The sequence below is a fragment of the Variovorax sp. H27-G14 genome (genome assembly GCF_046156345.1).
Lineage (GTDB): Bacteria > Pseudomonadota > Gammaproteobacteria > Burkholderiales > Burkholderiaceae_C > Variovorax.
Genome location: NZ_JAYLVN010000003.1, coordinates 336,783 through 362,091, shown reverse-complemented (window position 1 = coordinate 362,091; position 25,309 = coordinate 336,783). Strand labels below are relative to the sequence as shown.

General features: G+C 63.7%; 25 protein-coding genes and 1 other RNA gene. 8 read left to right on the top strand and 18 right to left on the bottom strand.

Features of this window, described 5'->3' with window-relative positions:
* Nucleotides 1-11 precede the first annotated feature (11 nt).
* The 8 genes from VLK31_RS10695 to VLK31_RS10660 form a co-directional block, all read right to left on the bottom strand.
* Nucleotides 12-710 carry an ABC transporter ATP-binding protein gene (locus tag VLK31_RS10695; protein WP_409168371.1) on the bottom strand — a complete coding sequence of 233 codons (699 nt, stop codon included), beginning with the start codon at nt 708-710 and terminating at the stop codon, nt 12-14.
* Nucleotides 711-1,072: 362 nt separating this feature from the next.
* Nucleotides 1,073-1,795 (bottom strand): ABC transporter ATP-binding protein, encoded by a 723-nt coding sequence (locus VLK31_RS10690; protein WP_409168370.1) that lies wholly within the window; start codon nt 1,793-1,795, stop codon nt 1,073-1,075.
* Nucleotides 1,792-2,904 (bottom strand): branched-chain amino acid ABC transporter permease, encoded by a 1,113-nt coding sequence (locus VLK31_RS10685; RefSeq protein WP_409168369.1) that lies wholly within the window; start codon nt 2,902-2,904, stop codon nt 1,792-1,794. Before VLK31_RS10685 ends, VLK31_RS10690 begins: the two co-directional genes overlap by 4 nt.
* A 28-nt stretch (nt 2,905-2,932) precedes the next feature.
* Nucleotides 2,933-3,799: an ABC transporter permease subunit gene (locus tag VLK31_RS10680; RefSeq protein ID WP_409168368.1), complete on the bottom strand. Its 867-nt coding sequence runs from the start codon at nt 3,797-3,799 to the stop codon at nt 2,933-2,935.
* A 24-nt stretch (nt 3,800-3,823) separates the two neighbouring features.
* Complete coding sequence (locus VLK31_RS10675) at nt 3,824-5,062, bottom strand: urea ABC transporter substrate-binding protein (RefSeq protein ID WP_409168367.1); 1,239 nt, start codon at nt 5,060-5,062, stop codon at nt 3,824-3,826.
* 43 nt (nt 5,063-5,105) lie between these two features.
* Nucleotides 5,106-6,506 (bottom strand): amidase, encoded by a 1,401-nt coding sequence (locus VLK31_RS10670; RefSeq protein WP_409168366.1) that lies wholly within the window; start codon nt 6,504-6,506, stop codon nt 5,106-5,108.
* Between the two features lie 440 nt (nt 6,507-6,946).
* Complete coding sequence (gene rnhA / locus VLK31_RS10665) at nt 6,947-7,396, bottom strand: ribonuclease HI (protein WP_409168365.1); 450 nt, start codon at nt 7,394-7,396, stop codon at nt 6,947-6,949.
* A 29-nt stretch (nt 7,397-7,425) separates the two neighbouring features.
* Nucleotides 7,426-8,199: a class I SAM-dependent methyltransferase gene (locus tag VLK31_RS10660; protein ID WP_409168364.1), complete on the bottom strand. Its 774-nt coding sequence runs from the start codon at nt 8,197-8,199 to the stop codon at nt 7,426-7,428.
* Between VLK31_RS10660 and gloB the strand changes: the two genes are divergently transcribed.
* Together gloB and VLK31_RS10650 are read left to right on the top strand one after the other, a co-directional pair.
* Nucleotides 8,198-8,977 carry a hydroxyacylglutathione hydrolase gene (gene gloB, locus VLK31_RS10655; protein WP_409168363.1) on the top strand — a complete coding sequence of 260 codons (780 nt, stop codon included), beginning with the start codon at nt 8,198-8,200 and terminating at the stop codon, nt 8,975-8,977. The two genes, VLK31_RS10660 and gloB, sit on opposite strands and share 2 nt — an antisense overlap.
* The gene (locus tag VLK31_RS10650) at nt 8,974-10,569 is read left to right on the top strand and encodes a transglycosylase SLT domain-containing protein (protein ID WP_409168362.1); all 1,596 of its coding nucleotides are present in this window, start codon (nt 8,974-8,976) and stop codon (nt 10,567-10,569) included. Before gloB ends, VLK31_RS10650 begins: the two co-directional genes overlap by 4 nt.
* Before the next feature lie 52 nt (nt 10,570-10,621).
* Here the strand turns inward: VLK31_RS10650 and VLK31_RS10645 are convergent, their stop codons facing one another.
* The 8 genes from VLK31_RS10645 to dnaX all read right to left on the bottom strand — a co-directional run bounded on the left by VLK31_RS10645 (nt 10,622) and on the right by dnaX (nt 18,150).
* Complete coding sequence (locus tag VLK31_RS10645; RefSeq protein ID WP_409168361.1) at nt 10,622-11,806, bottom strand: low temperature requirement protein A; 1,185 nt, start codon at nt 11,804-11,806, stop codon at nt 10,622-10,624.
* Nucleotides 11,807-11,873: 67 nt separating this feature from the next.
* Nucleotides 11,874-12,728 carry an ABC transporter permease gene (locus tag VLK31_RS10640; protein ID WP_409168360.1) on the bottom strand — a complete coding sequence of 285 codons (855 nt, stop codon included), beginning with the start codon at nt 12,726-12,728 and terminating at the stop codon, nt 11,874-11,876.
* On the bottom strand, nt 12,728-13,543 hold the full coding sequence (locus VLK31_RS10635) for an ABC transporter ATP-binding protein (RefSeq protein WP_409168722.1): 816 nt from the start codon (nt 13,541-13,543) through the stop codon (nt 12,728-12,730). Before VLK31_RS10635 ends, VLK31_RS10640 begins: the two co-directional genes overlap by 1 nt.
* 95 nt (nt 13,544-13,638) lie before the next feature.
* On the bottom strand, nt 13,639-14,676 hold the full coding sequence (locus tag VLK31_RS10630; RefSeq protein WP_409168359.1) for an ABC transporter substrate-binding protein: 1,038 nt from the start codon (nt 14,674-14,676) through the stop codon (nt 13,639-13,641).
* Between the two features lie 150 nt (nt 14,677-14,826).
* Nucleotides 14,827-15,219 (bottom strand): MAPEG family protein, encoded by a 393-nt coding sequence (locus tag VLK31_RS10625; protein ID WP_409168358.1) that lies wholly within the window; start codon nt 15,217-15,219, stop codon nt 14,827-14,829.
* Nucleotides 15,220-15,234: 15 nt separating this feature from the next.
* Nucleotides 15,235-15,825, bottom strand: coding sequence for a recombination mediator RecR (gene recR / locus VLK31_RS10620; RefSeq protein ID WP_409168357.1), 591 nt, complete (start codon nt 15,823-15,825; stop codon nt 15,235-15,237).
* A 31-nt stretch (nt 15,826-15,856) separates the two neighbouring features.
* Nucleotides 15,857-16,189: a YbaB/EbfC family nucleoid-associated protein gene (locus VLK31_RS10615; protein WP_409168356.1), complete on the bottom strand. Its 333-nt coding sequence runs from the start codon at nt 16,187-16,189 to the stop codon at nt 15,857-15,859.
* Nucleotides 16,190-16,251: 62 nt separating this feature from the next.
* Nucleotides 16,252-18,150, bottom strand: a complete 1,899-nt coding sequence (dnaX, locus tag VLK31_RS10610; protein ID WP_409168355.1) for a DNA polymerase III subunit gamma/tau — start codon at nt 18,148-18,150, stop codon at nt 16,252-16,254.
* A 179-nt stretch (nt 18,151-18,329) separates the two neighbouring features.
* Between dnaX and ffs the strand changes: the two genes are divergently transcribed.
* The 4 genes from ffs to VLK31_RS10590 all read left to right on the top strand — a co-directional run bounded on the left by ffs (nt 18,330) and on the right by VLK31_RS10590 (nt 20,722).
* Nucleotides 18,330-18,426, top strand: an RNA gene (gene ffs, locus VLK31_RS10605) — signal recognition particle sRNA small type.
* 90 nt (nt 18,427-18,516) lie between these two features.
* Nucleotides 18,517-19,314, top strand: coding sequence for a hypothetical protein (locus VLK31_RS10600; protein WP_409168354.1), 798 nt, complete (start codon nt 18,517-18,519; stop codon nt 19,312-19,314).
* 61 nt (nt 19,315-19,375) lie between these two features.
* On the top strand, nt 19,376-20,221 hold the full coding sequence (locus VLK31_RS10595; protein ID WP_409168353.1) for a tyrosine-type recombinase/integrase: 846 nt from the start codon (nt 19,376-19,378) through the stop codon (nt 20,219-20,221).
* Between the two features lie 234 nt (nt 20,222-20,455).
* On the top strand, nt 20,456-20,722 hold the full coding sequence (locus VLK31_RS10590) for a hypothetical protein (protein ID WP_409168352.1): 267 nt from the start codon (nt 20,456-20,458) through the stop codon (nt 20,720-20,722).
* 381 nt (nt 20,723-21,103) lie between these two features.
* Here the strand turns inward: VLK31_RS10590 and VLK31_RS10585 are convergent, their stop codons facing one another.
* Both VLK31_RS10585 and VLK31_RS10580 read right to left on the bottom strand, forming a co-directional pair.
* A complete protein-coding gene (locus VLK31_RS10585; protein ID WP_409168351.1) occupies nt 21,104-22,042 on the bottom strand; it encodes a hypothetical protein in 939 nt (312 codons plus the stop codon).
* 7 nt (nt 22,043-22,049) lie between these two features.
* A complete protein-coding gene (locus VLK31_RS10580; RefSeq protein ID WP_409168350.1) occupies nt 22,050-22,445 on the bottom strand; it encodes a hypothetical protein in 396 nt (131 codons plus the stop codon).
* Nucleotides 22,446-23,141: 696 nt separating this feature from the next.
* On the opposite strand from VLK31_RS10580, the gene VLK31_RS10575 reads away from it, so the two are divergent.
* Nucleotides 23,142-24,575 (top strand): hypothetical protein, encoded by a 1,434-nt coding sequence (locus tag VLK31_RS10575; RefSeq protein ID WP_409168349.1) that lies wholly within the window; start codon nt 23,142-23,144, stop codon nt 24,573-24,575.
* Between the two features lie 60 nt (nt 24,576-24,635).
* Entirely contained in the window at nt 24,636-25,046 is a 411-nt protein-coding gene (locus VLK31_RS10570) for a hypothetical protein (protein ID WP_409168348.1), read from the top strand.
* The last annotated feature ends 263 nt before the right edge of the window (nt 25,047-25,309 follow it).

The window sequence follows — 25,309 nt, the reverse complement described above, 5'->3', positions numbered from 1 at the left end:
GTGTTTTTCCTTCAGATCATCAGGTGGTTGCGCACGTTCTGCGCGTTCATGTCGCCCGCCTCGATGCGGCCCACGACGCGGCCCTTTTCCATGACGTAGGCGCGTTCGCAGACGTGGAGGATGGTGTCCAGGTTTTGTTCGACGAACAGAATGGTCGTGCCCAGGTCGCGGCGAATGGCGCGCAGCACGTCGCAGATCAGTTGCACGATGGAGGGCTGTATGCCCTCTGACGGTTCGTCGAGCAGCATGAGCGCGGGGTTGCCCACCAGCGCGCGGCCGATGGCCAGTTGCTGTTGTTCACCGCCGGACATGGTGCCGGCCAGTTGGTTGCGGCGCTCGGCCAGGCGCGGAAAGTACTGATACACGAGGTCGGGCAGTTTCTTGCCTTGCGGCCCGCCGACGAGTTCGCCCACCATGAGGTTCTCGGCCACGGTCATGCGGGCGAACACTTCGCGGCCTTGTGGCACGTAGCCGATGCCCAGGCGGGCGCGCGCGTCGCTCGGCAGGCTTGCGATGTCTTGCCCCAGGAATCGCACGGTGCCGCCGTGTGTACGCAGCAGGCCCATGAGGCAGCGCATGGTGGTTGTCTTGCCGACGCCGTTGCGTCCGATGAGGCTCACGATTTCGCCTTTGCGCACCTGCAGGTCGACGCCTTGCAGGATCGGCGTGGCGCCGTAGCTGGCTTGCAGTGCTTGTACGTCCAGGACCATGTCAGTGTTCCTTTGCTTGTTGTTTGTGTTTGGGGCGCTGCTGTTTCGGGGCGCTCGTATTCAGGGCGCGTGCAAAGGCCGCCGGGTACTCCCCTCCGCGAATGTCCCCCGGCCTGCGGCCTCCTCCTTTATTTCGCTGCGGGGAGCACCCGACGCCCTGTGCACCTGGGCACGCTCTGGGTGATCGCACGATCAACCACCGCGGCTTACAACGCACACGCCGATGGGGTGCCTTGCGCAGCGAAATAAAGGAGGAGCGAAGCGGGGGACATTCGCGGAGCAAGGCACCCCGTCGGCGTGGGCGTCGCCCTGAACAACAGCGCTCAACACACACAAAAAGAACAAGGGAAGGCAGCGCCCGTTCAGTCATGAGCCTTCCCAAGATAGATCTCCGCCACGCGTGGATCGGCGATGACTTCGCCGATGGACCCCTCGGCGAACACCTTGCCGAAATGCAGCACCGTCACACGCTGCGCAATCTGACGAATGAACGCCATGTCATGCTCCACCACCAACACCGTCATGCCTTCTGCGTTTAGCTTCTGGATGAGTTCGCCGGTCTTGAAGGTCTCTTCGGGTGACAGGCCGGCCGTGGGCTCGTCCATCAACAGCAGCACCGGCTTGAGCGCCAGCGCCATGCCGATCTCCAGCCACTGCTGCTGTCCGTGCGCCAGTTCGCCGGCCAGCTTCTTCGCATCGGCCGACAGGTCGAGCAGCTCCAGCAGCCGGTCTTCTTCTCTCGTCAGCGCCGCATGCCCCGCCACGTGGTGCTGCAGCGCAATGTGGAGGTTCTGGCGCACCGGAAGCTCCTTGAACACGCTGGGCGCCTGCATCTTGATGCTCATGCCCCGCTGCACGCGCTGAAACGGGCGCTGGCGCGTCACGTCCGCACCCTGGAACGCGATGTGGCCCGACGTGGGCTCGTGCGTGCCCACGATCAGCTTGAACAACGTGCTCTTGCCCGCCCCGTTGGGGCCGATGAGGCAATGAATTTCGCCCTGCGTGACCGACAGGCTCACATCGGACACCGCCGCATGGCCGCCGAAGTGCTTGGTGAGCGAACGGGTTTCGAGCAAGGCGGTCATGCGCGGGCCTCATGCGCGTCTTGCACAACGGGTGGCACCGCTGGGGGCGCCGCTCCTACCGTTCCTACCGCTGCACCGGTACGCCGCGCGAACAACCGCCGCACCGCCTGCACCACGCCGATGACAAAGCCCTGCGGCGCCACCATCACCGTGCACAACAGCATCGCGCCCATCAACAGCAGTGCCGCCTGCTGGCTGTACACCGTGATCGTCTGGAACGCCCACAGCACCAGGAACGAACCCACCAGCGTGGCCGTGATGTCGCCCCGCCCCGAAAACGCCACCCACACGATGGGCATGGCCGCCGCCGGCAGGCCGATGCTGGCCGGGGTGATGAACTGACCCCACGAGGTGTAGAGCACGCCGCTCAGGCCCGCCAGCGCGGAGCCGATGACGAAGGTCGCCAGCTGGTATTTGCGCACGTCGTAGCCCAGCAGCTCGGCACGCTGCGGGTCTTCGCGCACCGCCACCACCACGTTGCCGAAGCGCGAGTTCAGCAGCATGCGCAGGCCCAGGTACACCACCAGAATGAGCCCCACCACCAGGTAGTAGAGCGCCATGCCATCGAAGTACAGCGCTTCACCACCGGGCAAAGGCAGGTTCAGCGGCGCCATGTCCTTCATGCCGTTGAAGCCGTTGAGCCGCGCACTGCCGATGTGCCATTCGGGTCCCGCCGTCTGCCCCAGAAAAAAGGCCAGCACCAGCGTGGCCGACAGCGTGACGATGCCGAAGAACACGCCGCCCACGCGGCCCCAGATCATGAAGTAGCCCAGCACTGCCGCCGCCAGCGCCGCGAGCGCCAAGGCCCCCAGCAGCGCCAGGAAGGTGGTGCCCGCCTCGCCGCCCAGGTTGATGGCGAGCACGCCGTAGCCGTAGCCCGCAATGCCGAAGAACAGCGTCTGCCCGAACGACAGCATGCCGCCGTAGCCCCACACCAGGCACAGGCCCATGGCCATGAAGACCCAGGTCAGCAGGTAGGCCATATTGCCCACGTCGTAGGCATCGGCGAACGCGGGGTACAGCAGCACCGCGGCAAGCACCGCCATGAAAGGAAGCCAGAAGACGCGTGTGCTGCCGAGCGTCTGCGGGCCGTTGATGAGTTGGAACATGCAGTGAAACTCCGTCGATTCAACAAGTTCAACGGGTGCGCCGGGCGAGCCAGCCCGACACCCCTTCGGGCAGGATGCGAATGACCACGATCACTGCGAGCAGCATGCCGATCTGCCCCACGATCTGCCCGCCCCAGCCGTTCAGCCCGGTGCGCACCACCGCCAGCAGAATGCCGGCCGGCGCGGTGCCCAGCAGCACGTTGGCACCGCCCACCACCACCGTGACGAAGCTCTCCACCAGAAAGGCCGCGCCCATGGTCGGAATCAGCGTCATGGTGGGCGCATAGAGCGCGCCGCACAGCCCGGCCAGCGCCGCGCCAATGCCAAAGCTCAGCGCATACACCCGCCCCGTGCGCACGCCGGTGGCCTGCGCGATGCTGGCGTTCTGCATGGTTGCGCGCGCATGCACACCGAAGCGGGTGCGCATGAACACCACGTAGATGCCGCCCAGCACCGCCACCGCCGCCGCGAACAGCACCATGCGGTAGACGGAGAAGGTGTAGCCGCCCACCACGAAGCTGCCTTCGGGCGTGCCGATGCCGGTGACCGACGAGCCCACCGTCAGCAGCATGCCCTGCGTGACGATCAGGCTCAGGCCCCAGGTGGCCAGCAGCGAATCGAGCGGGCGCTTGTAGAGCTTGCGCACCAGGCTCCACTCCAGCAGCACGCCGATGAGCCCGGCGGCCAGCGTGCCGCACAGTTGCGCGAGCGGCAGCGCAAAGCCCGCATGCACCAGGCCCACCGTCACATAGGCCCCGCACATGATGAACTCGCCGTGCGCCATGTTGATCACGCCCATCATTCCGAACACGATCGCCAGGCCGGCGGCCGACAGAATGAGAAACGCGAACACGTCCGCGAACTGGTAGAAGAAAGAGAAGATTTCGGCGAACACCGCAAGCTCCTGTGGGTGCGGGTGTCAGGACTTCTTCGGCAGATCGGAAGGCGTGTACTGCTTCTTGTCGTTGTTCTTCGTGAGGTCGCAACCGACCTTGCCCAGCCAGTACGGCTGGATGGTGCCGTAGTCCTTCAGCACATTGACCTTGTGCTTCTCGTCCACCGCAATCAGCCGCATCTGGTGCGATGCATGCTGGCTCTTGGGGTCGATGCAGATCTTGCCCTCGCCCGCATCGATGCAGGCCTCCCCTGCCGCGATCACCTTGCGCAGGTCGGCCAGCTTGGTCGACTTGGCCTTCTCCACCATGGTCTTGTACATGTAGAGCGTGTTGTCGGCGTTGTAGCCCATGTCGTTGATGTACGGCTCGTTGGGGAACTTGGCGTGCCAGCGCTTCTTGAAGTCGGTGGCCGCGGGCGAATCGATTTCCTCGAACCAGTTGGCCGTGGCGTGCATTCGGTTGAGCGCGGGCGGCGCAAAGCGCTTGTGCTCGAAGCCCAGCATCACCTTCACCGACGAGCCCATCGGCAGGTTGAGCTTGGCGGCTGCCGCCTGCTCGAAGAACGAGTCTTGCGCGGCGCCCACGTTGAGCATCAGCAGCCAGTCGGGCTTGGCCTTCTGGATGTTCTGGATGGTCTGCGCGAACTGCGACACACCCAGCGGAATGAACTCCTCGCCAACCACGGTGCCGCCAATGTCCTTCAGGATGGAGCGGTTCCACTCGGCGCTGATCTGGCCGAAGTTGTAGTCCGCCGCCACCACATACACCTTCTTGCCGAACTTCTCGACCATGTACGGAATGAGCGTGGAAAACTGCTGCTCGGGCACTGCGCCCATGCCGATCATGTTGGCGTCGCACACGCCGCCTTCGTACTGGTTGGTATAGAAGTACGGCGTTTGCGTGCGGTCGACGATGGGGCGCACGGCCTCGCGCGAGGCGGAGGTGATGCCGCCGATGAGCACGTCGACCTTGTCCTTGCTCAGCAGGCGGCGCGTGAACTCCTGGTAGCGCGCGTTGTCGCCCTGAGGGTCGAGGTGAATGAGCTCGATCTGCCGGCCCATGATGCCGCCGGCCTTGTTGATCTCTTCCACCGCAAGCAGCGAACCGTTGAGCTTGGGCTTGCCCATGAAGGCGAGATCGCCCGAGACGTCTTCCATCAGGCCGACCTTCAGCGGGTCGGCCGCCCAGGCGGCGGTGCCCAGCGTGGAGGTGGCCAGAGCCACCGTGCAACCCAGGGAGAAAAGCGCGCGACGTAGTTTCATGGTGATGTGCTTTCGAGGGAGGTGATGAAAAAGAAGAACGGGTTCAGAGCGCCGGGTGCTTGCGATGCCAGTCGGTCGCCTGCTGAAAGGCCGCACCGGCACGCACCAGCAGCGCCTCGTCGAAGTGACGCGCCACGAACTGAAAGGCCACCGGCATGCCGGCGGGCGTGAAGCCGCCGGGCAGCGTGATGGTCGGGCTGCCGGTCATGTCGAAGGGGCAGGTGTAGCGCAGCATCGCGGCCATCAGATCGGCGTCGACGCCCATCTGCGACATGCGCTCCATGGTGGGCGACGCGATGCCCGTGGCGGGAATCAGCAGCAGGTCGATGCCCTCGAACATCGCCCTCACCTTGCCGCTGAAGTCATGGCGGCGCAGCACGATCTTCTGGTAGTCGACGCCGCTTTGCGCCAAGCCCAGTTCGACCAGGCCGGCCACCGCGGGGCCGTACATGTTCTTGCGTGACGGGTAGGTCGTTTCGTGCACCACGGCGGCTTCGATGCCGCACAGCGGAAACCAGTCGTCGATGGCTTGGGTGGGGTCGGGAAAGCTCACTTCGTGCACCTGTGCGCCCAGCGCCTTCACGGCCGCAATGGCCGCGTCGAGCACGGCGCGCGTCGGCGCATCCACGCCTTCGGTGGTCCAGCGCGTGTCGATGCCCACGCGCACACCGGTCAGGCCCTTGCCGATGTCGGCGAGGTAATCGGGCACGGGCAGCAGGCTCGCGGTCGGGTCTTTGGCGTCAGCACCGGCAATGGCGCCGAGCATCGCGCCCGCGTCGGCCGCGCTGCGCGTCATGGGGCCGATGTGGTCGAGCGTGGCCGCCAGCTCGAAGGCGCCGTAGCGGCTCACGCGGCCCCAGGTGGGCTTCAGGCCCGTGAGGCCGTTGGCGGCTGACGGAAAGCGAATGGAGCCGCCGGTGTCGGTGCCCAGCGAGCCGTAGCACAGGCCTGCCGCCGTGGCCACGCCCGAGCCGCTGGACGACACGCCCGGCCAGTGCGCCGCGTTCCAGGGGTTGACCGGGGGCGACACCGAGGGGTGGTGATCGGCATAGGCGCTCTCGGTCAGCTGCAGCTTGCCCAGGATGACCGCGCCCGCCTCGCGCAGCTTGCGCACCACGGTGCCATCTTCGGTGGGCACGAAGTCCTGGTAGAGGGTCATGCCTGCGGCGGTGGGCACGCCCGCGGTCCAGCACAGGTCCTTCACGCCCAAGGGCACGCCCTGCAGCGGGCCGCGCAGCTCCCCCTTGGCAATTTCGGCGTCGGCGCGCGCGGCTTCGGCCAGGGCCGAGTCGGTCGTCACGCGCACATAGCTCTTCAGCGCACCGTCGACCTCGTCGATGCGCGCGAACTGCGCCTTCGTGACCTCCACCGAAGACAGCTCGCGGGACTGGATGAGTCGGCCGACTTCAAGAAGCTCGAGGTAATGCAGAGGGTTATTCGACATGGCTGGAAGACTCCGGTCGTGGTGGAAGAAGGACAGTGAAAAGGACGGTGTGAAGAACGGTTGAAAGCTGTGGCTGAAGTTATCGGCGCGAGGCCGCGCGCGCTTTGCTCACAGCGCCATTGCGATGTGCTGGTTCGGTCAGCCGGTGACTTTGGTCACGGGACCGGCACGCATCGATGGAGGGGAAAGGCGGCCGCAGGCTGGCGCGCTGCGTGAAGGGCTGGCTTCACGACAGGGAGCAGGGGCAATGAAATAGAGTGGCTGCCAGAGCCCATCCGATGGGCAGGCAGCAGGAGACGCGATACCGAACGGGCGGCGTCAGTGGCGGCGCAGCGGCGTCCGCGGGGAAAGCAATTCGACGGGCGTGCGTGGTTGCTGCCAACACGCTGGCGGCAAGCGACATTCGTGCCCCAAGCGGAGCACCTCGCCGCCGCCTCGGATCAGATGCGCCCGAGCGCCTTGTCCACGCCCTTGTTGGCCAGCATGTCGGCGCGCTCGTTGCCGGGGTCGCCCGAGTGGCCCTTCACCCAGCGCCATTCGATCGTGTGGCCGCCTTCGGCCACCAGCTTGTCCAGCCGCTGCCAAAGCTCGACGTTCTTCACGGGCTGCTTGCTGGCGGTCATCCAGCCCTTGGCCTTCCAGCCGCGGATCCACTCGGTGATGCCCTTGCGCACGTATTGGCTGTCGAGGTACAGCAGCACCTTGCACGGCCGCTTGAGCGCGGCCAGACCCTCGATGACGGCGGTCAGCTCCATGCGGTTGTTGGTGGTGTCGAGTTCACCGCCGAACAGGTCTTTTTCGGTGGTGCCCGACTTCAGCCAGGCACCCCAGCCGCCGGGGCCGGGGTTGCCCTTGCAGGCACCGTCGGTGTAGATCACTACTTCGTTCAAACTAACTTTTCCTTCTGTCTGCGTTGCTGTCATTTTCGATTGTCGGATTCAGTGCGGTGCACCTTGCCCGCGATGGGCACGGGTGCGGTGGTTCGCGCGGTGGCGCGGCGCCAGTCGGCGCTCAGCAGGCGCATGCCGCGCACCCGCTTCACCGCCACCAGAAAGTAGGCGGCGCCAAAAATCGGCCACCAGCGCTCCCCGGCGGCGTCCATCCAGCGCGCGCGCTCCAGCCAGGCCTCGCTGCGCACCGCGGGGCGGTAGATGCCGAAGCGGCCCGACTCCACCTCGAAGCTCAGCAGCCGCAACCAGTCGCGCATGCGCCAGTAGCCGATGAACTCCCCGCCCTCGGGCAGGTAAAGGTCGCCGATGCCCAGGCGGCGGTAAAGGTGCGCGCGGCGCTGCCGCATGCCCCACAGGCTGGTCGGGTTGAGCCCGCAGATCACCACGCGGCCTTCGGGCACCAGCACCCGCTCGACCTCGCGCAGGGTGGCGTGCGGGTCGGGGCTGAGCTCCAGCGCGTGCGGCAGCACCACCAGGTCGAGGCTGTTGGCCGCGAATGGCAGCGCCGCAAAGTCGGTCAGCAGGGCCGCTTTGGCGCCGCGCGCCGGGTCGTCCAACGCCAGCCAGCGGTGCGGCATTCGGTTGGTGCGCAGGGCGTCGACCTCGGCCGCGCCCAGCTGCAGCGCGTGATAGCCGAACACGTCGGCCACCGCCTGGTCGAACTGGGCCTGCTCCCAAGCCAGCAGGTAGCGCCCGGGGGGGGTCGCGAACCAATCATGCAAACCTATAATTTGACCGCTCATGACCCTCGTTCCGCTGCCCGCCTTTGCCGACAACTACATCTGGATGCTGCACGACGGATCCCACGCCATCGTGGTGGATCCGGGCGATGCTCAACCGGTGTTCGACGCGCTTGCGCGCCACAAGCTGCAACTGGCCGCGATTCTAGTCACGCACCACCATGCCGATCACACCGGTGGCGTGGCCGCGCTGCACACCGCCACCGGCGCGCCGGTATGGGGCCCCGCGCGGGAGCGCATCCCAGAGCCTTTCACCCCGCTCCTGCAAGGCGACGTGGCAGAGGTGCTGGACCTGCGCTTCCAGGTGATCGACGTGCCGGGCCACACGGCCGGGCACATCGCCTACTTTCTGCCAGCGGCGCCCCAACAGGCGCCGTTGCTTTTCTGTGGCGACACGCTGTTCTCCGGCGGGTGCGGGCGCCTGTTCGAGGGCACGCCCGCGCAGATGCTCGCCTCGCTCGACGCGCTGGCGGCGCTGCCCGGCGACACGCGTGTCTGCTGCGCCCATGAATACACACTTTCTAACCTGCGTTTTGCCCTGGCGGTGGAACCGGGCAACGCCGAACTGACTCACTACAACGCGCACTGCGAAAGCCTGCGCGCGCAGGGGCAGCCCACGCTGCCTTCGCAACTGGCCACCGAGCGCCGGATCAACCCCTTTCTTCGCAGCCGCGAAGCCTCTGTCCTTCGAGCGGTGCGTGCCCACGCCGAGCTGGCTGCCGACGCAGCCGAAGCCGACGTGTTTGCCGCGCTGCGCCAATGGAAAAACGACTTCCGATGAAATTTTTCGCTGCCACCTGCCTTGCAGGTTCACTGATGCTCGCGGGCTGCGCGGGCACGAACAACGGCTCCGCTCCCTCCTCGTCTTCATCGCAACCCGGTGGCATTGCCGGTACCGCGACGCCGGTCTATCCGCGCAACGCGCTCTCGCCGCTTTCCAACGGCCAGACGCAGAACCGGAGCGTGGTCAACCTCGCCCCGCCCACGGACATGTGGGACCGCATTCGCCGCGGCTTCAAGATGCCCAACCTCGAAAGCGACCTGGTGCGCGACCGCGAGCAGTGGTATTCGAGCCGGCCCGACTACATCCAGCGCATGACCGCGCGCTCCGACAAATACATCTTTCACATCGTCGAAGAGCTCGAGCGCCGCAACATGCCGACCGAGCTTGCGCTGCTGCCCTACATCGAGAGTGCGTTCAACCCGCAGGCCGTGTCCAGCGCGCGCGCCGCAGGCATGTGGCAGTTCATGCCGGCCACCGGCAACGACTTCGACCTGAAGCAGAACATCTTTCGCGACGACCGCCGCGACGTGCTGGCCTCCACCCGCGCCGCGCTGGACTACCTGCAAAAGCTCTACGGCATGTTCGGCGACTGGCAGCTCGCCCTGGCCGCCTACAACTGGGGCGAAGGCAGCGTGAGCCGCGCCATCGCAAAGAACCAGCGCCTGGGCCTGCCCACCACCTACAGCGACCTCACCATGCCCGCCGAAACGCGCATGTACGTGCCCAAGCTGCAGGCCGTGAAGAACATCGTGGCCAACCCGCAGGCTTTCAACACCGAGCTGCCGGTGATTGCCAACCACCCGTACTTTCAGACCGTCACGCTCACACGCGACCTCGACGTGGAACTGGCCGCCAAGCTGGCCGACGTGCGGCTGGACGACTTTCGCGCATTGAACCCGGCCGCGCACAAGCCGGTGCTGATTGCCGCCGGCACGCCGCAAATCTTGCTGCCCTGGGACAACGCGGCCGTGTTCCAGCGCAACTTCGACGCCTACTCGCAGGGCCAGTACGCCAGCTGGACGGCCTGGGTCGTGCCCACCACCATGACGGTGGCCGACGCCGCCCAGCGCTCGGGCATGAGCGAGGCCGACCTGCGCGCGCTCAACAACGTGCCCCCGCGCATGCTCATCAAGTCGGGCTCCACGCTGATCGTGCCGCGCAGTGCACGCGTGAAGGAAGACGTGGCCGCCGTGGTGGCCGACGAAGGCCACCTGAGCTTTCAGCCCGAGATCGTCACGCGTCGCACGACGGTAAAGGCCGGCCGCGCGGACAACGTCGCAAGCATTGCGCGGCGCTACAACCTCAAGCCCGCGGCCGTGGCCGAATGGAACGACGTGCAGCAGAGCCACGCGTTCAAGCGCGGCTACAGCGTGGTGGTGTACCTGCCCATTCGCGCGTCGGTGGCGGCGCGCGTGGGCACCGGCGTGCGGCCCGTGTCGCACACCGTGGCAGCGGCACCGCGGCGCGGCGGCGCGCCCAGCAAGGCTGCGGCGCCCCGTGGCGCCAACATTGCCAAGGTGCCGGCCAGCAGCAAGCAGCCGGTGGTGCGTGAGAAGCGCGGCGGTACGCCGGCCAAAAACAAACGCTGAAAACAAGCGCTGAGCCTCATGGCGTCAGCGCTTTGTCAGCTCCCTCAGGCCGTCAATGCGCCTGCGCGGCCCATGCCCTGCGGCGCACCACCGACTCCAGCGCGGCCACGCCGATCATGATGACCGTGGTCAGCGTGCCGACCGCCATCACCGTCAGGTGCGACGCAAACACCGCCAGCACTGCCAGCAAACCCAGCCCGTACAGGTGCGATTGCGGCGTGAAGCCGCGCACCACGCGCTTGAACAGCGCATTGCCGAACAGATAGAGCGCCGGCCCGCCGATCAGCGCGCCCAGGTACTTGAGCTCCGCATGGTGCGCGCCCTCGCCCAGGGTCAGCTCGTCGGCAACGGCGCACACGATGATGCCGGCCACCAGAATCACGTGCGTGTAGTGAAACTTGGCGCCAATGCGGCCCGGGTCCGGCGAATGCTCGATGACCTGGGTCGCCTCCTTGGCGCTGGTGTCGAAGTACATCCACCACATCGCCAGGCTGCCCGCAAAGCCCACGATCAGCGCGAACAGGTCGATGGCATGCCATTCGGCGTGGTGCCCGAAGGCGATGCCCGTGGCCAGCACCGACTCGCCCAGCGCCACGATCACGAAGAGCTGGCAGCGCTCGGCCAGGTGGCCGCCGTCGATGGTCCATTCCTGTTGGGTCGACGAGCGCCCCAGCCCCGGAAAGCGCAGCCCGATCATCGGCGCGATGTATTCGCACAGCACGGCGCCCAGCCACAGCGCCAGCCGCGCCGGCCCGTCGGCCAGTCCGCCGGCGATCCAGAACGCGCCCGCCACGCAGTTCCAGGCCAGCAGGCGGCGAAAGTTGGGCGTGAGCGGATCGTGGGCGCCGATGCACAGCAGCATGCAGAAGGTGCGCCCCGCCTGAATGCCCACGAAGCACAGCGCAAACACCAGCCCGCGCTCTGCAAAGGCCCCGGGCAGCGCAGAGGCCATCACCATGGCCAGCAGCATGATGGCGAACAGCACGCCGCGAATGCGCAGCGTGGTGGGGTTGAACCAGTTGGTGGTCCAGGCCGTGTACTGCCAGCCCAGCCACACGGCAAACCACATCACCAGGGTCTGGAACGCGCCCAGCAGCGTGAGGTGGTCCAGCAGGTAGTGCGACAGCTGCGTGACGGAAAACGCGTAGACCAGGTCGAAGAAAAGCTCTTCGTTCGAGACCCTGGCCGCCTCGTCGCGCGAGCGCAAGGTCGTGCCCCGCTTGTGGTCGTGGCTCATTGTTACCCCCATGAATCGTTGCGGCGCCCCCCGGCGCCGCGCGGGATCATCGCACGGCGGAAGGCGGCTACAGCTTCTCGGTTTCGCCTGTCGTGGGCTGCCACTTCATGAGGCGCTTTTCGACCAGCCCCACGATGCTGTCGAGCACCAGCGCAAAGGCCGTGAGCACCACGATGCCCGCGAACACGGTGTTGACGTCGAAGGTGCCCTCGGCCTGCAGGATGAGGTAGCCCACGCCGCGCGCCGAGCCCAGGTACTCGCCCACCACCGCACCCACGAAGGCCAGGCCCACGGAGGTGTGCAGGCTGGAGAACACCCAGCTGGTGGCGCTCGGCAGGTACACGGTACGCAGCAGCTGGCGCTGGTTGGCGCCCAGCATCTTCGCGTTGGCCAGCACCACCGGGCTGACCTCGCGCACGCCCTGGTAGACGTTGAAGAACACGATGAAGAACACCAGCGTGACCGCCAGCGCCACCTTGCTCCAGATGCCCAGCCCGAACCACAGCGCGAAGATGGGCGCCAGGATCACGCGGGGCATCGAGTTGGCCGCCTTGATGTAGGGGTCGAGAATCAGGCTGGCCGTGGGCGCAAGCGCCAGCCACAGCCCGCAGGCCAGCCCGAGCACCGTGCCAATGCCGAAGGCCAGCACCGTCTCCAGCAGCGTGGTGCCCAGGTGCAGGTAGATGTCGGCGTTGCCCTTGAGCCCGTCGGGAAAGAGCGCGTTGGCCGGCACCTCGAACGGCAGAAACCAGCTCCAGATGCGCCCCGCCACCTGAATGGGCTCGCCCACGAAGAAGGCGAACTGCTGGTTGCGCGAGGCCAGGTGCCACGCCACCAATATCACCACCAGCAGCGCCAGTTGCCAGAAGCGCGCATTGCGTTCGTTGAGCCCGATGCGTGACAAACGTGACAAACGGGCCATCAGGCAGCCTTTCTCAGTTGCTGCGCATAGCCCTTGAGCACCTCGTCGCGCAGCACCTCCCAGATCTGCCTGTGCAACTCGACGAAGCGCGGCTGCGTGCGCACCTCGGCCACGTCGCGCGGGCGGGCCAGGTCGATGGCGAATTCGCCGATCGGGTGCGTCGCCGGTCCGGCGGACAGCACCACCACGCGGTCGCTCATGGCAATGGCTTCGTCCAGGTCGTGCGTGATGAAGAGCACCGCTTTTTTCTTGGCGCTCCACAGGTCGAGCACTTCGTTTTCCATCAGCTGGCGCGTCTGGATGTCGAGCGCGCTGAAAGGCTCGTCCATGAGGATGATGTCGGGGTCGAGCACCAGCGTTTGCGCCAGCGCCACGCGCTTGCGCATGCCACCGGAGAGCTGGTGCGGGTACCGGTCGCCAAAGCCCGAAAGGCCCACGCGCGAGAGCCAGTCCTCGGCCTGCTCGCGGGCCTGTGCGTCGGGCACCCCACGGTACTGCAGGCCCACCATCACGTTGTCGATGGCGCTGCGCCAGGGCATGAGCGCCTCGGTCTGAAACATGTAGCCCGCGCGCGTGTTGATGCCCGCGAGCGTCTGGCCGAAGACCTTCACCGTGCCCGACGAAGGCGCCAGCAGGCCCGCCCCCACGTTCAGCAGCGTCGACTTGCCGCAGCCCGTGGGCCCGACCACCGACACGAACTCCCCGGCCTTGATGCGCAGCGTGGTGTCTGCCACAGCGGTGTAGCGCTGGGCGGGATCGTCCTTCGAGTGAAAGGTGCAGCTGATGGAGAGGAGCTCGAGTGCGTGGTCAGGCATGGTCTTGAAGGTGCCGGCACGGTCTTGCATGCGCGTGCATGTTCGGACAAGGCAGAAAAAACCCGGCCTGGGCCGGGTCGCGGGAACGTTCGGAATCAGGCTTTGAACCTGTCTTTCGCGCGCCGAGCAAAATCGTTGGTGTAGGTCTTGGCAAGGTCGATCTTGTCGGCCTTCACGCTGGTGTCGAAGCTGGCGATGGCGGTGAGCGCCGTCTTGGGGCCGTCGGTCGGCACGAGGCCGTCGGTGGCGATCGATTCGCGCACCTTGTCGAACGAAGCCAGATACAGCGCGCGGTCGCCGAGCAGGTAGGTCTCGGGCACGGTCTTGATGATGTCGCCGGGGCCGGCCGTCTGCAGCCACTTCAGGCCGTGCACGATGGCGTTGGCCAGCGCCTGGCAGGTGTTGGGGTTCTTCTGGATGAACTCGCTCGACGCGTACAGGCAGGCCGCCGGCATGGTGCCGCCGAACACCTGCTGCGTGCCCTTGAGCGTGCGCGTGTCGCTGATGATCTTCACGTCGCCCTTCTGCTCGAGCATGGTCATCACCGGGTCGGTGTTGCTGATGGCGTCGATCTGGCCCGAGCGCAGCGCGGTGAGCGCACCCGCGGCCACGCCCACGCCAATGAAGCTCACGTCGCTGGCCTTGAGCCCGCCGCGCGAGAGCACCAGGTTGGCCACCATGTTGGTCGACGAGCCCGGCGCCGAGACGCCGATCTTCTTGCCCTTCAGATCCTGAATGCCGGTGTAGCCCGCCATGTTCTTGGTCGACACGCCCACCGCAATCTGCGGTGCGCGGCCCTGCAGCACGAAGGCCTGAAAGAACTGGTTCTTGGCCTGCAGGTTGATGGTGTGTTCGTAGGCGCCCGAGCAGACATCGGCCGAGCCGCCGACCACCGCTTGGAGCGCACGCGCACCGCCAGCAAAGTCGGAAATTTCGACATCGAGCCCTTCGGCCTTGAAGTAGCCCAGTTGTTCGGAGATGGTGAGCGGCAGGTAGTAGAACGCCGCCTTGCCGCCCACGGCGATGGAGATCCTGGTCTTCTCCAGCTTCGCCTGCTGCGCAAAGACACGCGGCAACGCAATGGTTGCGGCTGCAATGGCGGAGGCTGTGATGAGGGTGCGGCGATGAAGCATGAAACGGTGCCTGAAGCTGTGCCTGTGGGCTCTGTGATTCTTGTGGACTGAATCCAGCTTAGGGGCCGCACCACGCCGCTGCATCGGGGTGATCCCGTGCGGGTTTTCACGTAAACACGAAGACCTCGCCGAGAAGCCTTCGCGAAAGGGTCAACGCCCCAGAAAAAGTATCGCGATATTGACCAGAAACGCGAGTGCCCAGACTGCGCTGCGCGCACCGCCAATGCCCTTGATGTACAGCCCGACGTAGATCATGCGCAGCACCACGTAGGCCACGGCCAGCAGGTCCAGGCGCGACTGCACCACACCGAGCTGGTGCGCAATGACCACCGCGCCGATGAAGAACGGCAGGCCTTCGAAGCTGTTCGCTTGCGCACTGTTGGCGCGTGCGCGCCAGCCGCTCTGCCTGGCGGCCCAGTCGCGCGGATTCACGTTGTCGCGCGGGCCGAAGCTGCCGGCCTTGGCCACCCAGGCCGAGAAGTACGGCAGCACGCATGCGATCAACACGCACCAGTAGGCGACGGTGAGCAATGAAAAAGTCATGTCTGTGGGTGTGGGTTAGCGGCGGTCCACCAGCGCATGCGCGATGGTGCCGAGGTCGACGTACTCCAGCTCGCTGCCCGCGGGCACGCCGCGCGCCAGGCGCGTGACGGTGAGACCGTGCTGCTTGAGCGCTTCACCAATCACGTACGCGGTGGCTTCGCCTTCGGCGGTGAAGTTGGTGGCAAGGATGACCTCGCTCACGGTGCCGTCGCGCGCGCGGTCGAAGAGCTTCTGCAGGCCGATGTCGTTGGGCCCGATACCGTCGAGCGGACTGAGCTTGCCCATGAGCACGAAGTAGTAGCCGCGAAACGCACCGGTGCGTTCGAGCGCGGCCTGGTCGGCGGGCGTCTCCACCACGCAGAGCTTGGAGCCGTCGCGCCGCGAGTCCATGCAGACGCTGCAGATGGGCGCCTCGGTGAAGGTGTTGCACAGCTCGCAATGCCGCACGTCGCCCGCGGCCTGTTGCAGCGCGCGTGCGAGCAGCTGCGCGCCGTCGCGGTCGTGCTGCAGCAGGTGGAACGCCATGCGCGAAGCCGACTTGACGCCGACCCCGGGCAGGCGGCGCAGCGCATCGACCAATGCGTCGAGCGAACTGGCGTCAGCCATGTCAGCCGAGCCTTTCGCGCAGGAGCACCATTTAGAACGGCAGCTTCATGCCGGGTGGCATGCCGGGCATGCCGGCCGTGAGCTTGCCCATCTTCTGTTCGCTGGTTTCCTCGGCCTTGCGCACGGCGGCGTTGAAGGCGGCGGCCACCAGGTCTTCGAGCATGTCCTTGTCGTCCGCCAGCAGGCTGGGGTCGATGGTGATGCGCTTGACGTCGTGCTTGCAGGTCATGACGACCTTGACGAGGCCGGCGCCGGATTCGCCTTCGACCTCGATGTGCGCCAGTTCTTCCTGGGCCTTCTTGAGGTTGTCCTGCATTGCCTGCGCCTGCTTCATGAGGCCGGCCAGTTGTCCTTTATTGAACATCGTGTGGTCCTAATCGGTTGAGATGGGTTGGAAAGTGAGGGAAGGATAAGAGAGACAGGCCATCAGACCGGTTTCAGCGAGCCGGGAACGATCTTCGCATCGAAGTCGCGCATCAGCGCCTGCACCTCGGGGTCGCTCAGGATGGCATCTTCAGCCACCCGCTGGCGTTCTTCGGACGCGTGCTTGTTGCGGCGCGCCGGGCTGTCGATGACGCCGCCGATCTCGATGGCCAGCTTGACGTTGTGGCCAATGTTGTTCAGCGCCGCCGTCAGCTTCTCGCGGCTGGAGGGCTGGTTGAGCGTTTCGCGCTCGATGCGCAGCATCCATTGGTCGGTGTCGCGGCCCACCAGCTGGGACTGAAGCGCGAGTTCGCGTGCCAGCGCAGCGACCGCCTCGGACGCGACCAGCTGGGTGACCGTGGCGTACCAGAAGTCGCCATCCTCGCTGGGGGGAATGGGCGTGAAGGCGCGCGGCCCTTCGGCGCGGGGCTCATCGCGCGCGCCCGGCGGGGGCTGCACGCGAATCGGCACGCCGACGACCTTGGCGGAGTTGTCCGACGGGGCTGGGTGGGGGTCGGCATGGCGGGGTTCGTCGACCACGGAGAGCCGGTGGCCTGCGGGCGTTGAATGCGTTGAAGGCGCCGAAGGAGCCGAGGGGGCCATGGGCGCCGGTGCCGCAAGTGCGGGCGCGGCTGCCAACGGGGGCTCCGCGGGTGGCCTGACCACCACCGGCGCAGGCGCTGCCACAGGGGCAGGCGCAGGAGGCGCAGGGCGCGCGGCAGGCTGCGGCACGGCGGCCGCAGCTTCATTCAGAGTTTTTTTTTCCGGGGAGGCTGTCGAGGCAGCCGCTTGGGAAGGCTTGAAGGCCAACAGCCGCAACAGCACCATGGTGAGCGCGGCGTATTCGTCGGGCGCCAGGCCCAGCTCACCGCGGCCGTGCAGGCACAGGCTGTAGAGCAACTGGGTTTCGTCCGCCGGCATGAGCGCGGCAAGGCGTGCGGTGTCGGCCGCGTCGGGGTCGGTCGCCGAATCGGCCGATTCGGCGCGCGAAGGCACGGCCTGCAATACGGCCATGGCCTGCAGCACGGCCGTCATTTCTTCCAACGTGGAGGCGGCGGACATGCCGTCGACGCGCAGCGCCTCCGACGTCTCGACCACCGTCTTGCCGTCGCCTTGCGCCAGCGCCTCGATCAACTTGAAGACATGGCCGCGGTCCACGCTGCCCAGCATCTGGCGCACGCCGGTTTCCAGCAGCTCGCCGTTGCCGAAGGCGATGGCCTGGTCGGTCAGCGAGAGCGCATCGCGCATCGAACCGCGCGCGGCACGCGCCAGCAGGCGCAGCGCCTGCTGCTCGGCCGGCACCTGCTCGGTCTGCAGCACGCCGGTCAGGTGTTCGAGGATGGTCTCGGGCGCCATCGGGCGCAGGTTGAACTGCAGGCAGCGCGACAGCACGGTGACCGGCACCTTCTGCGGATCGGTCGTGGCCAGCACGAACTTGAGGTACTCGGGCGGCTCTTCGAGCGTCTTCAGCATCGCGTTGAACGCGGTGTTGGTGAGCATGTGCACTTCGTCGATCATGAAGACCTTGAAGCGGCCCTGCACCGGCTTGTAGACGGCTTGCTCGAGCAGCGACTGCACCTCGTCCACGCCACGGTTGGAGGCCGCGTCGAGCTCGGTGTAGTCCACGAAGCGGCCGGAGTCGATGTCGCGGCAGGCCTGGCACACGCCGCACGGCGTGGCGGTGATGCCGCCCTGCCCGTCCGGCCCCTGGCAGTTGAGCGACTTGGCCAGGATGCGCGACACCGTGGTCTTGCCCACGCCGCGCGTGCCGGTGAAAAGGTAGGCATGGTGCAGGCGCTGTGTGGTCAGCGCGTTCTCCAGCGCCTGCACCACGTGCCCCTGGCCGACCATCTCAGCGAAGGTTTTCGGACGGAACTTGCGAGCGAGCACGAGATAGGACATTGCGGGCATTCTAAAAGGCACAAGGCACCGATCCGACCCGCACGACAAGAAACGCGGTGCTTCCGCGCGCCTTGCGCAGGGGCGGTGCGCAAGACCACCGAAGTGGTCACCCCGACCTCTGAAAGGACGTTGGTCGAACGGCGCGAAGTGGGCAAAGACTCGTGGTTAGAATGCAGGCTGACGGGCCTCCCTGCATGGTGAAGTGGCCAACCGGGTCAGGTGGGGAACCAAGCAGCCCTAACTGCGTAGTCAGTGCCAGGGGTAAGGCTCGTCAACTATCAACAGTGCTACAGTTTTCCCTCGGAGCCAGCATTCATGCGGCCTCCAGCGCGATAACTGTGGCACGTCGCTGTAGCACTCGGCCCGATGACAGATCGTCAATATCGTCATCGGAGAGGACATGGCATCGAAAATACCGAGTCTGTTTCAGCGTGGGGGAATGTGGTGGCTGCGCGTGGTCGCGCCGCTCGAACTGCAGACCCCTTCTACGGCGGCAAGCGCATCGCACACAGCGGCTCCTTGGGCACCAGTGACCCCCAGGAAGCCAGAGTCCGCGCCGCTGCGAAGCGAGCGGAATTGGAGGCGCAGTTTCTCCGGCAGTGCCGTGAACTAGCTCCGCCGAAATTGGCGGCCATCGCTCCCGAGGTTCGGCGCTGCATCGTTGAGGCGCTCCTGCATGCGGACATCACCGAAGATGCCGCGCAGCGCATGAATAAAGGCCGATCCTCCCGCGTTTATGGGCCGGTCATAGTGGCCTATGAGCTTGCAGACGGGGCCCTACCAGAACGGCCTACAACCCCTCCAGTGAGCCCCCTAGCGCCACTGGCGCCTGAGGTGGTCGCCGCACGCGCTGCATTCAACAAACGCAGGCGGGAGACGGTCCGCGCCGCTTTGGTCAGTGGAAACCTCGAAGTGATGATTCCCATCGTGCAGCCTATCGTGAGGCGCCTGGGCCTCGCTATCGACTACATGACGCCCGATGGCGCCCAACTGCTACAGGAATGCTTGGCCGCGTACAGCAGCACCCGTGACACCGCCGTACATCGCGACGAGGGACAGGTGGTCCAGACGCCGCCTGCACCTGTTCTGCCTGCCGAGGTGAAGCAACATGCGCAGGAGCTACAGGCGCTACCGAAGGCCCCCCCTACGGCTCAAGGACATTGAAGCCGACTGGCTCGCTCTCAAGACCCGCACCCGCCCCGCCGTCAAGATCACAGAGCGAGCCTTGCGTTTGCTGACGGAGGCTGGCGCCGACGTACCACTCCCCGAACTTGATCGAACGCATGGCGCCAAGTTGCGAGCCCACCTCGTCGCAAAGGGCATCAAAGGCCAGTCAGTCAAGAATCTGATCGGCCCGCTCCAAGCCCTTCTGAACGTTGCTGTGGACGCCGGAAAGCTCACGGTCAATCCGTGGGCTGGGTTGAAGATCGATACCAGCGACAGTACCCAGCGCTTGCCATGGCGCACGCAAGACCTGAAGAAGCTGGTGGCGACAAACAATGCCCGCGACAACGCAGGCCGGTGGTTGCTGCCGTTGGGGCTGTACTCGTCTGCCCGAATCGGCGAACTTGCGCAGTTGGAGCTAGCCGACATCAAGCAGATCGACGGTGTCTGGTGCATAGAGGTGCACGATAGGAGGACTGATGGCCACCTGAACCGCACGGTCAAAACAAAGGCCGGAGAGCGCTCTATTCCAATCCACCAGCACCTTATCGATTTGGGATTTCTGGAGTTCGTCGAGGCATCAAAGAAGGCCGCCGAACGCTTTGTTTTCCCGAGATTCATTCAAAAGGGAAAGCGGCGCCCCGGCGACCTTGCAGGTCTGGATTTCCTGAAGCTGCGTGAGAGTGCGAATGTCGCTCTGGACGAGCGTTTCACGTTCCATTCGCTGCGACACAATGGCCGGTCGATGTTGGCGGCTGCCGGGGTCAATGAGCAAATCATTGACAAGCTGGTCGGTCACGAGAGTGGCACTGTGCAAGGCCGCTACACGCATGCGGATGTGGCAACGCTGGCCGCCGCAGTGTCCAAGCTAGATTGGACAGCGCTGGACCTCAGGCGGACTCAGTAGCGACCAAACAACAGCCCGACGGAGGGCTTGACTTTTTCGTTCGAGCGGAGCCGCTTCCGCCTCGCAAGTCTGTGTCGCGTTTGAATAAGGCGCAAGTCGCTGAGAAGCAAATGCTTCGCAAGTGACTCGCGCTACACGCCGGGGAAAGCCCCTCAACTAGGCAACTCGTGCTGCTGACTTTCGCAACCGCAGCGAAGAAAGTCGGGCTTCCAGCAACAACCGAGGCCGAAAGCCATGCACGACAAGCCCATCCTCACCTTCACGCAACGCGCTGCAATCGAGTCCCTGCGCAAGAGCCTCACACGCCGGTTTCAACGCACGGTAACCGTTGACTACGGCTATACCGACGATGGGCAGATTCATGACGCCCTGTTGGGTATCGAAGTTCTGCGTGAAGGCCCATTCAACGGGGCACCCGCGCCTCTTGTGTCGCTCCTTGCCGGCCCAGGTAGAGCGCTCAAATCGGCTAGGCTTCGCGGACTCGCGAACGCGCCGCGCTGACTGGGGCTCCCGTACTGCCTCGGAGAATGAAGCAGTCGCCTATGACCTGAAAGGGCTAGAAGTGGAACTGATCGTCGAGACGTATCCGAATCCGGGTGAGCCATCTTCTCGGGCCATCCGCGTTCGTCCTGTCGACTCCCGGTACAGGGAATTCCAGGTGTCATGCTCGGTGGCGATGAGGACGGCTTGGAAGGTAGGCCAGCGCTTCAAGATTGAAGTGCAGTGGGTCTGCGCCGACAACCGCAAGCCCTACCTTCGAATGCTGGAGGAGCATGGCTGGACTCCCCTTTAGGTCCAGTGCATCCCAGTGAAACCAAGCGCCATGACCTGTCCTAGGTCATCGCGACGGACGCTAGATGAAGAGCCCCCTCGGCATAGCCATTACGGACGAAGTAACTCGCGCAGCGGCACCGTCTGAATGGCGCACTCCCCCGCGGGGGGCGGCCGTTTCTCCGTGTCCTCGTTCGGCGGCTGGGGAACCTGATCCACCATCACTGCCCTTCCAAGCCAACCGCACTTCGTGCACACGGGACGTTCCCACCAGACCTCGGGGTCATCCTCACGTAATCCCCGTTCCGGCGTCAATCTGTGCGATCCGCACGCAGGGCACTCTTCTGGTACCCCGCGAATGTGTCGGATGACTGTCGAGGTCATAAGGCCGAGCGCATTTTCCACGACCGTGAGGCATGCCTCTGCATCGTGCCATTTCGAATTCTTCGTGTGAGTGAGCCAGTTCGCGAACTTCCAGGAGCTATCCAGCAATGCCTTGAATAGATGGCGTCGATATTCATGCGTATTGCCCGGTAGCACGACGCTGCAGATGTGGTCTCCCCACGCTTTGAGGTCCGCCTTTTTCGGCGGCGCTTCAGTCGAAGTCCAAGGTACGACGATCTGTGCCGCTGCGGAGAAAGCGAGCAACGCCTCGCGGCATCTCACGCCCAACGACTGATAGTCGGCCACCTCTTGCGCCTGCCCGAGAGCGTCGTGCGCCTCGTAGATGTAGCGAAACGGCTCGGCAAAGGGCTCCGCATCGAGTTCGTCAAGCTCCTTGCGCTCCGTACGAATCATCCGCGTTCCGAGTCCGACATGACACGTCAGCGCGATATCCATGTTCGGAAACTGCTCCTGCGAATACAGGTTTGTGGGATTCGTTATGACCCACCACCGATCCTTGTTTGTATGCACATCCCAAATGTCATGCTGAGCGCCGACGACGTTCTCCGAGTACATCTTCTGCACCATCTCGACCTTCAGGTCCGGCGCTTGCCAGTTCATGTACTCAACTATGTCCCCTGACTCTTGTTCAGTTGCCTTGAGCATGTGTTACCTAGGTTGCGCCCCCGGAGTGACGAGGTGGCTCCGCGCTCTTTTCGGCCTTCGGGGGCTGACCTGTATCGATTGCGGTGATGCTTGCCGCCTTTTCAAGCACCATAACCAACTCATCATGCGTCAAGTTCTCTGCATGAATGACGGTTCGGTCATGCGACGTGATGATGACTTTGCGGCCATGCCGATGCTTAAGAAAGGCAACGACCACACCAGCCAATGGCGCGGCGATGGTCACCGTCTTGACAACGTCCACCCATTCCCCGGACGCCATGACGACCCCGGGCGTAGGCGCGTTATGCACGAACTCGACCCCATGTTCCGCAAGAAGAGACAAGACCGGCTCGCGGCTGTGCCTGAATAGGTGGATGCGGATGCTCGATGCGATAACTTTCATCCTATCTAGCATAGCGACAAGCGGGCGCATAACACCCAAGGTCGCGCGGCGAAAGATCAGCGGCCGCCCGCTTGCCCTACGAAACGGACGCGCACTAGATCACCACTGTTTTTTTTGGACGCGCCGGGGTATCTCCGGGACGGCCTTTGCAGACGCCCAGGCTGAGCGCATCCGTGGCAGCTCTCCAGCTTCGACACTCGATGCACGCCGTGTATCCTGGAGGCCTCCAAGGCCCGCAGAGAATCCGACAAGGCCAAGTACAGCGCCCTATCTTCCAAGTCGCAAAAAGCAAAACGCAGAGCAATCAAGGCCGCTGGGGGTCCTGAGGCCTACGCAGCCCAGCAAGCCGCCCTCGCGCTCGTGCCCGTAAAGAGCACTTGGCAGCCTTGAGACGCGGTCTAAGGCGCAAGTACGGGCCACGCCCTGACGGGGTCAAGCTGATGATCGCCGAGCGCAGCCGCATGTACGCCGAGCGACGGCGGAGCAGTCCCGAGGAACCCAAGGAATTTCGGAGACCTGCTCAGAGCTTTGCGGACCTAGAGGCAATCCGCGCGCGGCATCGTGCAGCACTTGGCCCACACAGGGATGCTTAGTCGGACTGCCAGTTCTGGTCGAGCTCACACAGATGGTTAACACTCATCACATACCAGCGGGATGAACGTAACCTCGAGTAACTAAATTACTAGGGGTTGGGTGATGAAAATCAGCGAGAAATTTGAACTCGGACGCAGTCAGTTTGAACTCGACTTCATCGACATTGATACTGATGTCGATACACCCTTGTTTCTCGACCCCTATTTTCTAGGTATGCGAGCGGACGATTTTTCAACACGTGCTTATCGCACTGTCCGTAGTTTCTTCACATTTTTCATCGGGCTTATAAATCAAGGAAAAAATGATGCTGCCCGCTCGCTTTTCCTGCATCTTGAGGAGCCGAATGAAACCTGCTTGGGCTTGTCCGTAGGAACACCAAAGGGGCGAGGCGTGAATTCGTCTGATGCCGATCGAATTTTCCAAAGTATTCTTGCGAGCAAAGCGGTGCAAACGGGGCTTGTAGAGCACCTTGAAGATTTTCGAGTATTTGTCTATGGCGTCGACAAAGACAAAATCTCAGATATGACAACGAACATCATTCGTTCGCACCTCATCAATTATACCCAAGCTCAATGTCGCCTTTGGCAAATTCCGCTCGCACCCAAAATTCCAACCGGTTTTTTTTGGGATGCAGCATCGAGGTCTTGGAGGACCGGCTATTCTGAAATGCTGATAGTGGATCAGCGAAAAATCCTATTAGTCCCGAAAGGCATTGTTTCTTTTGCAAAAAGATATACGCCAAGCAGATTTCACCGTCAGTACCTACTAGAGTATCTTCAACATGAACACCTTAAGATGGGCTCGGCACTTGTACAGTACAGGGTTGACGACACACCATACGTGACAAAAAAGAGCCTTGAACCTGAAGCACCTTTTGACAAAGAGCATCTAGCCACATTCGTGCAGGCGCATCCGGAGGTCTTCAAGGAATTTCGCTCAGATCAAGTGCATGATCAAAAATCCATATCCGATGAAGATTTGAGCTCAGTAGACGTGAACGACGTCATCGCTCATTTGATCGAGCAGTTAAGGGCAGGCCAGCCAGGAAATGACGGTGCATCTCGCTACCACCGCATAGTTGTTAGCATTTTAGAAATGCTATTTTATCCAAAGCTACTTTGCCCACAGGTCGAAGTTGAAATAAATGAAGGACGGCGCCGAATCGACTTGACTTTTGACAATGCAGCGGTGGACGGTGTATTTGTAAGACTACAAAATCAATTTAAGCTCAACTGCCAATGGATCATTGTAGAATGCAAAAATTACACCAAGGACGTAAAAAACCCAGAGCTTGATCAAATTTCAGGAAGATTCGCCCCAAATAGAGGTCGAGTTGGCTTTCTCATATGTCGCGATGCCGAAAAAAGAGTTATGCTATTTGCCCGGTGCAACGATATATTCAAAGAGGAGCGAGGCCTTGTTCTACCAATCTTTGACAGTGATTTATTAGGATGCTTGGAAGCCAAGCTCGCCGGAAACGGTGAAGAGGTCGAGGATATGTTAACTCGGCGAATAAGGGATGTGGCGATGGGCTAAATTCAATGCTGTTGCGTTTTTCCGTTTTAATCGTAGCTCAACAATAACTTTTTCAGACCTATGGCAGTCACCATCACTTACGACCTTAGCGATGTAAATCCAGGCCACATGCGTACATATTTGCGCAGCATGTTCGAGCGATTTCACTTTCGACGGCTTGGAGGCAGCGTCTTTCGCTATGAGGGGGTCGCCGACGCTCAAGGGAATATTCAGGAAGACTGGCTCAATCACGTGGCGCCAGCGTTGATGTTCTTCCGGTCTTACATCCTCGCTCACAACATTACGCTGACGAGATTCAGCATCGATACGTCTAGTGTCGCGCTGATTGATCACAGCGAACCTACGTTGCTCCTCGGTTCACAGCCACAAATCGGTGCAACGTTGCCGCTCAACCTCGCCCCGACAAACGCCCAAGCAGGGACCGGAGCGATGATCAATTTTGTGGATGCCGCTATTGCCGCTACACCCTGAGAGGGGAGGGATGCCCATCACTGTCAGGCTCATTCGACGACGGTGCCTCAATCCTAGACGCCGCGCCTCAGTGATCGTCGCGGATCGGCTGAGATGCTGTGACGGGCGGCTAAACTCGTGGCTCGTCGTGCGTACTGGCACTGTGTACTGTCCCGCGTTGAAGGCCTTGTTTCTCCAATGGGGGCGCATCCCGGGCGCGGGTCGATCCCCTCCGGTCTTTTCTCCATGCCCACATGGGACCTAGGAGGCCATCTAGGCCTCTC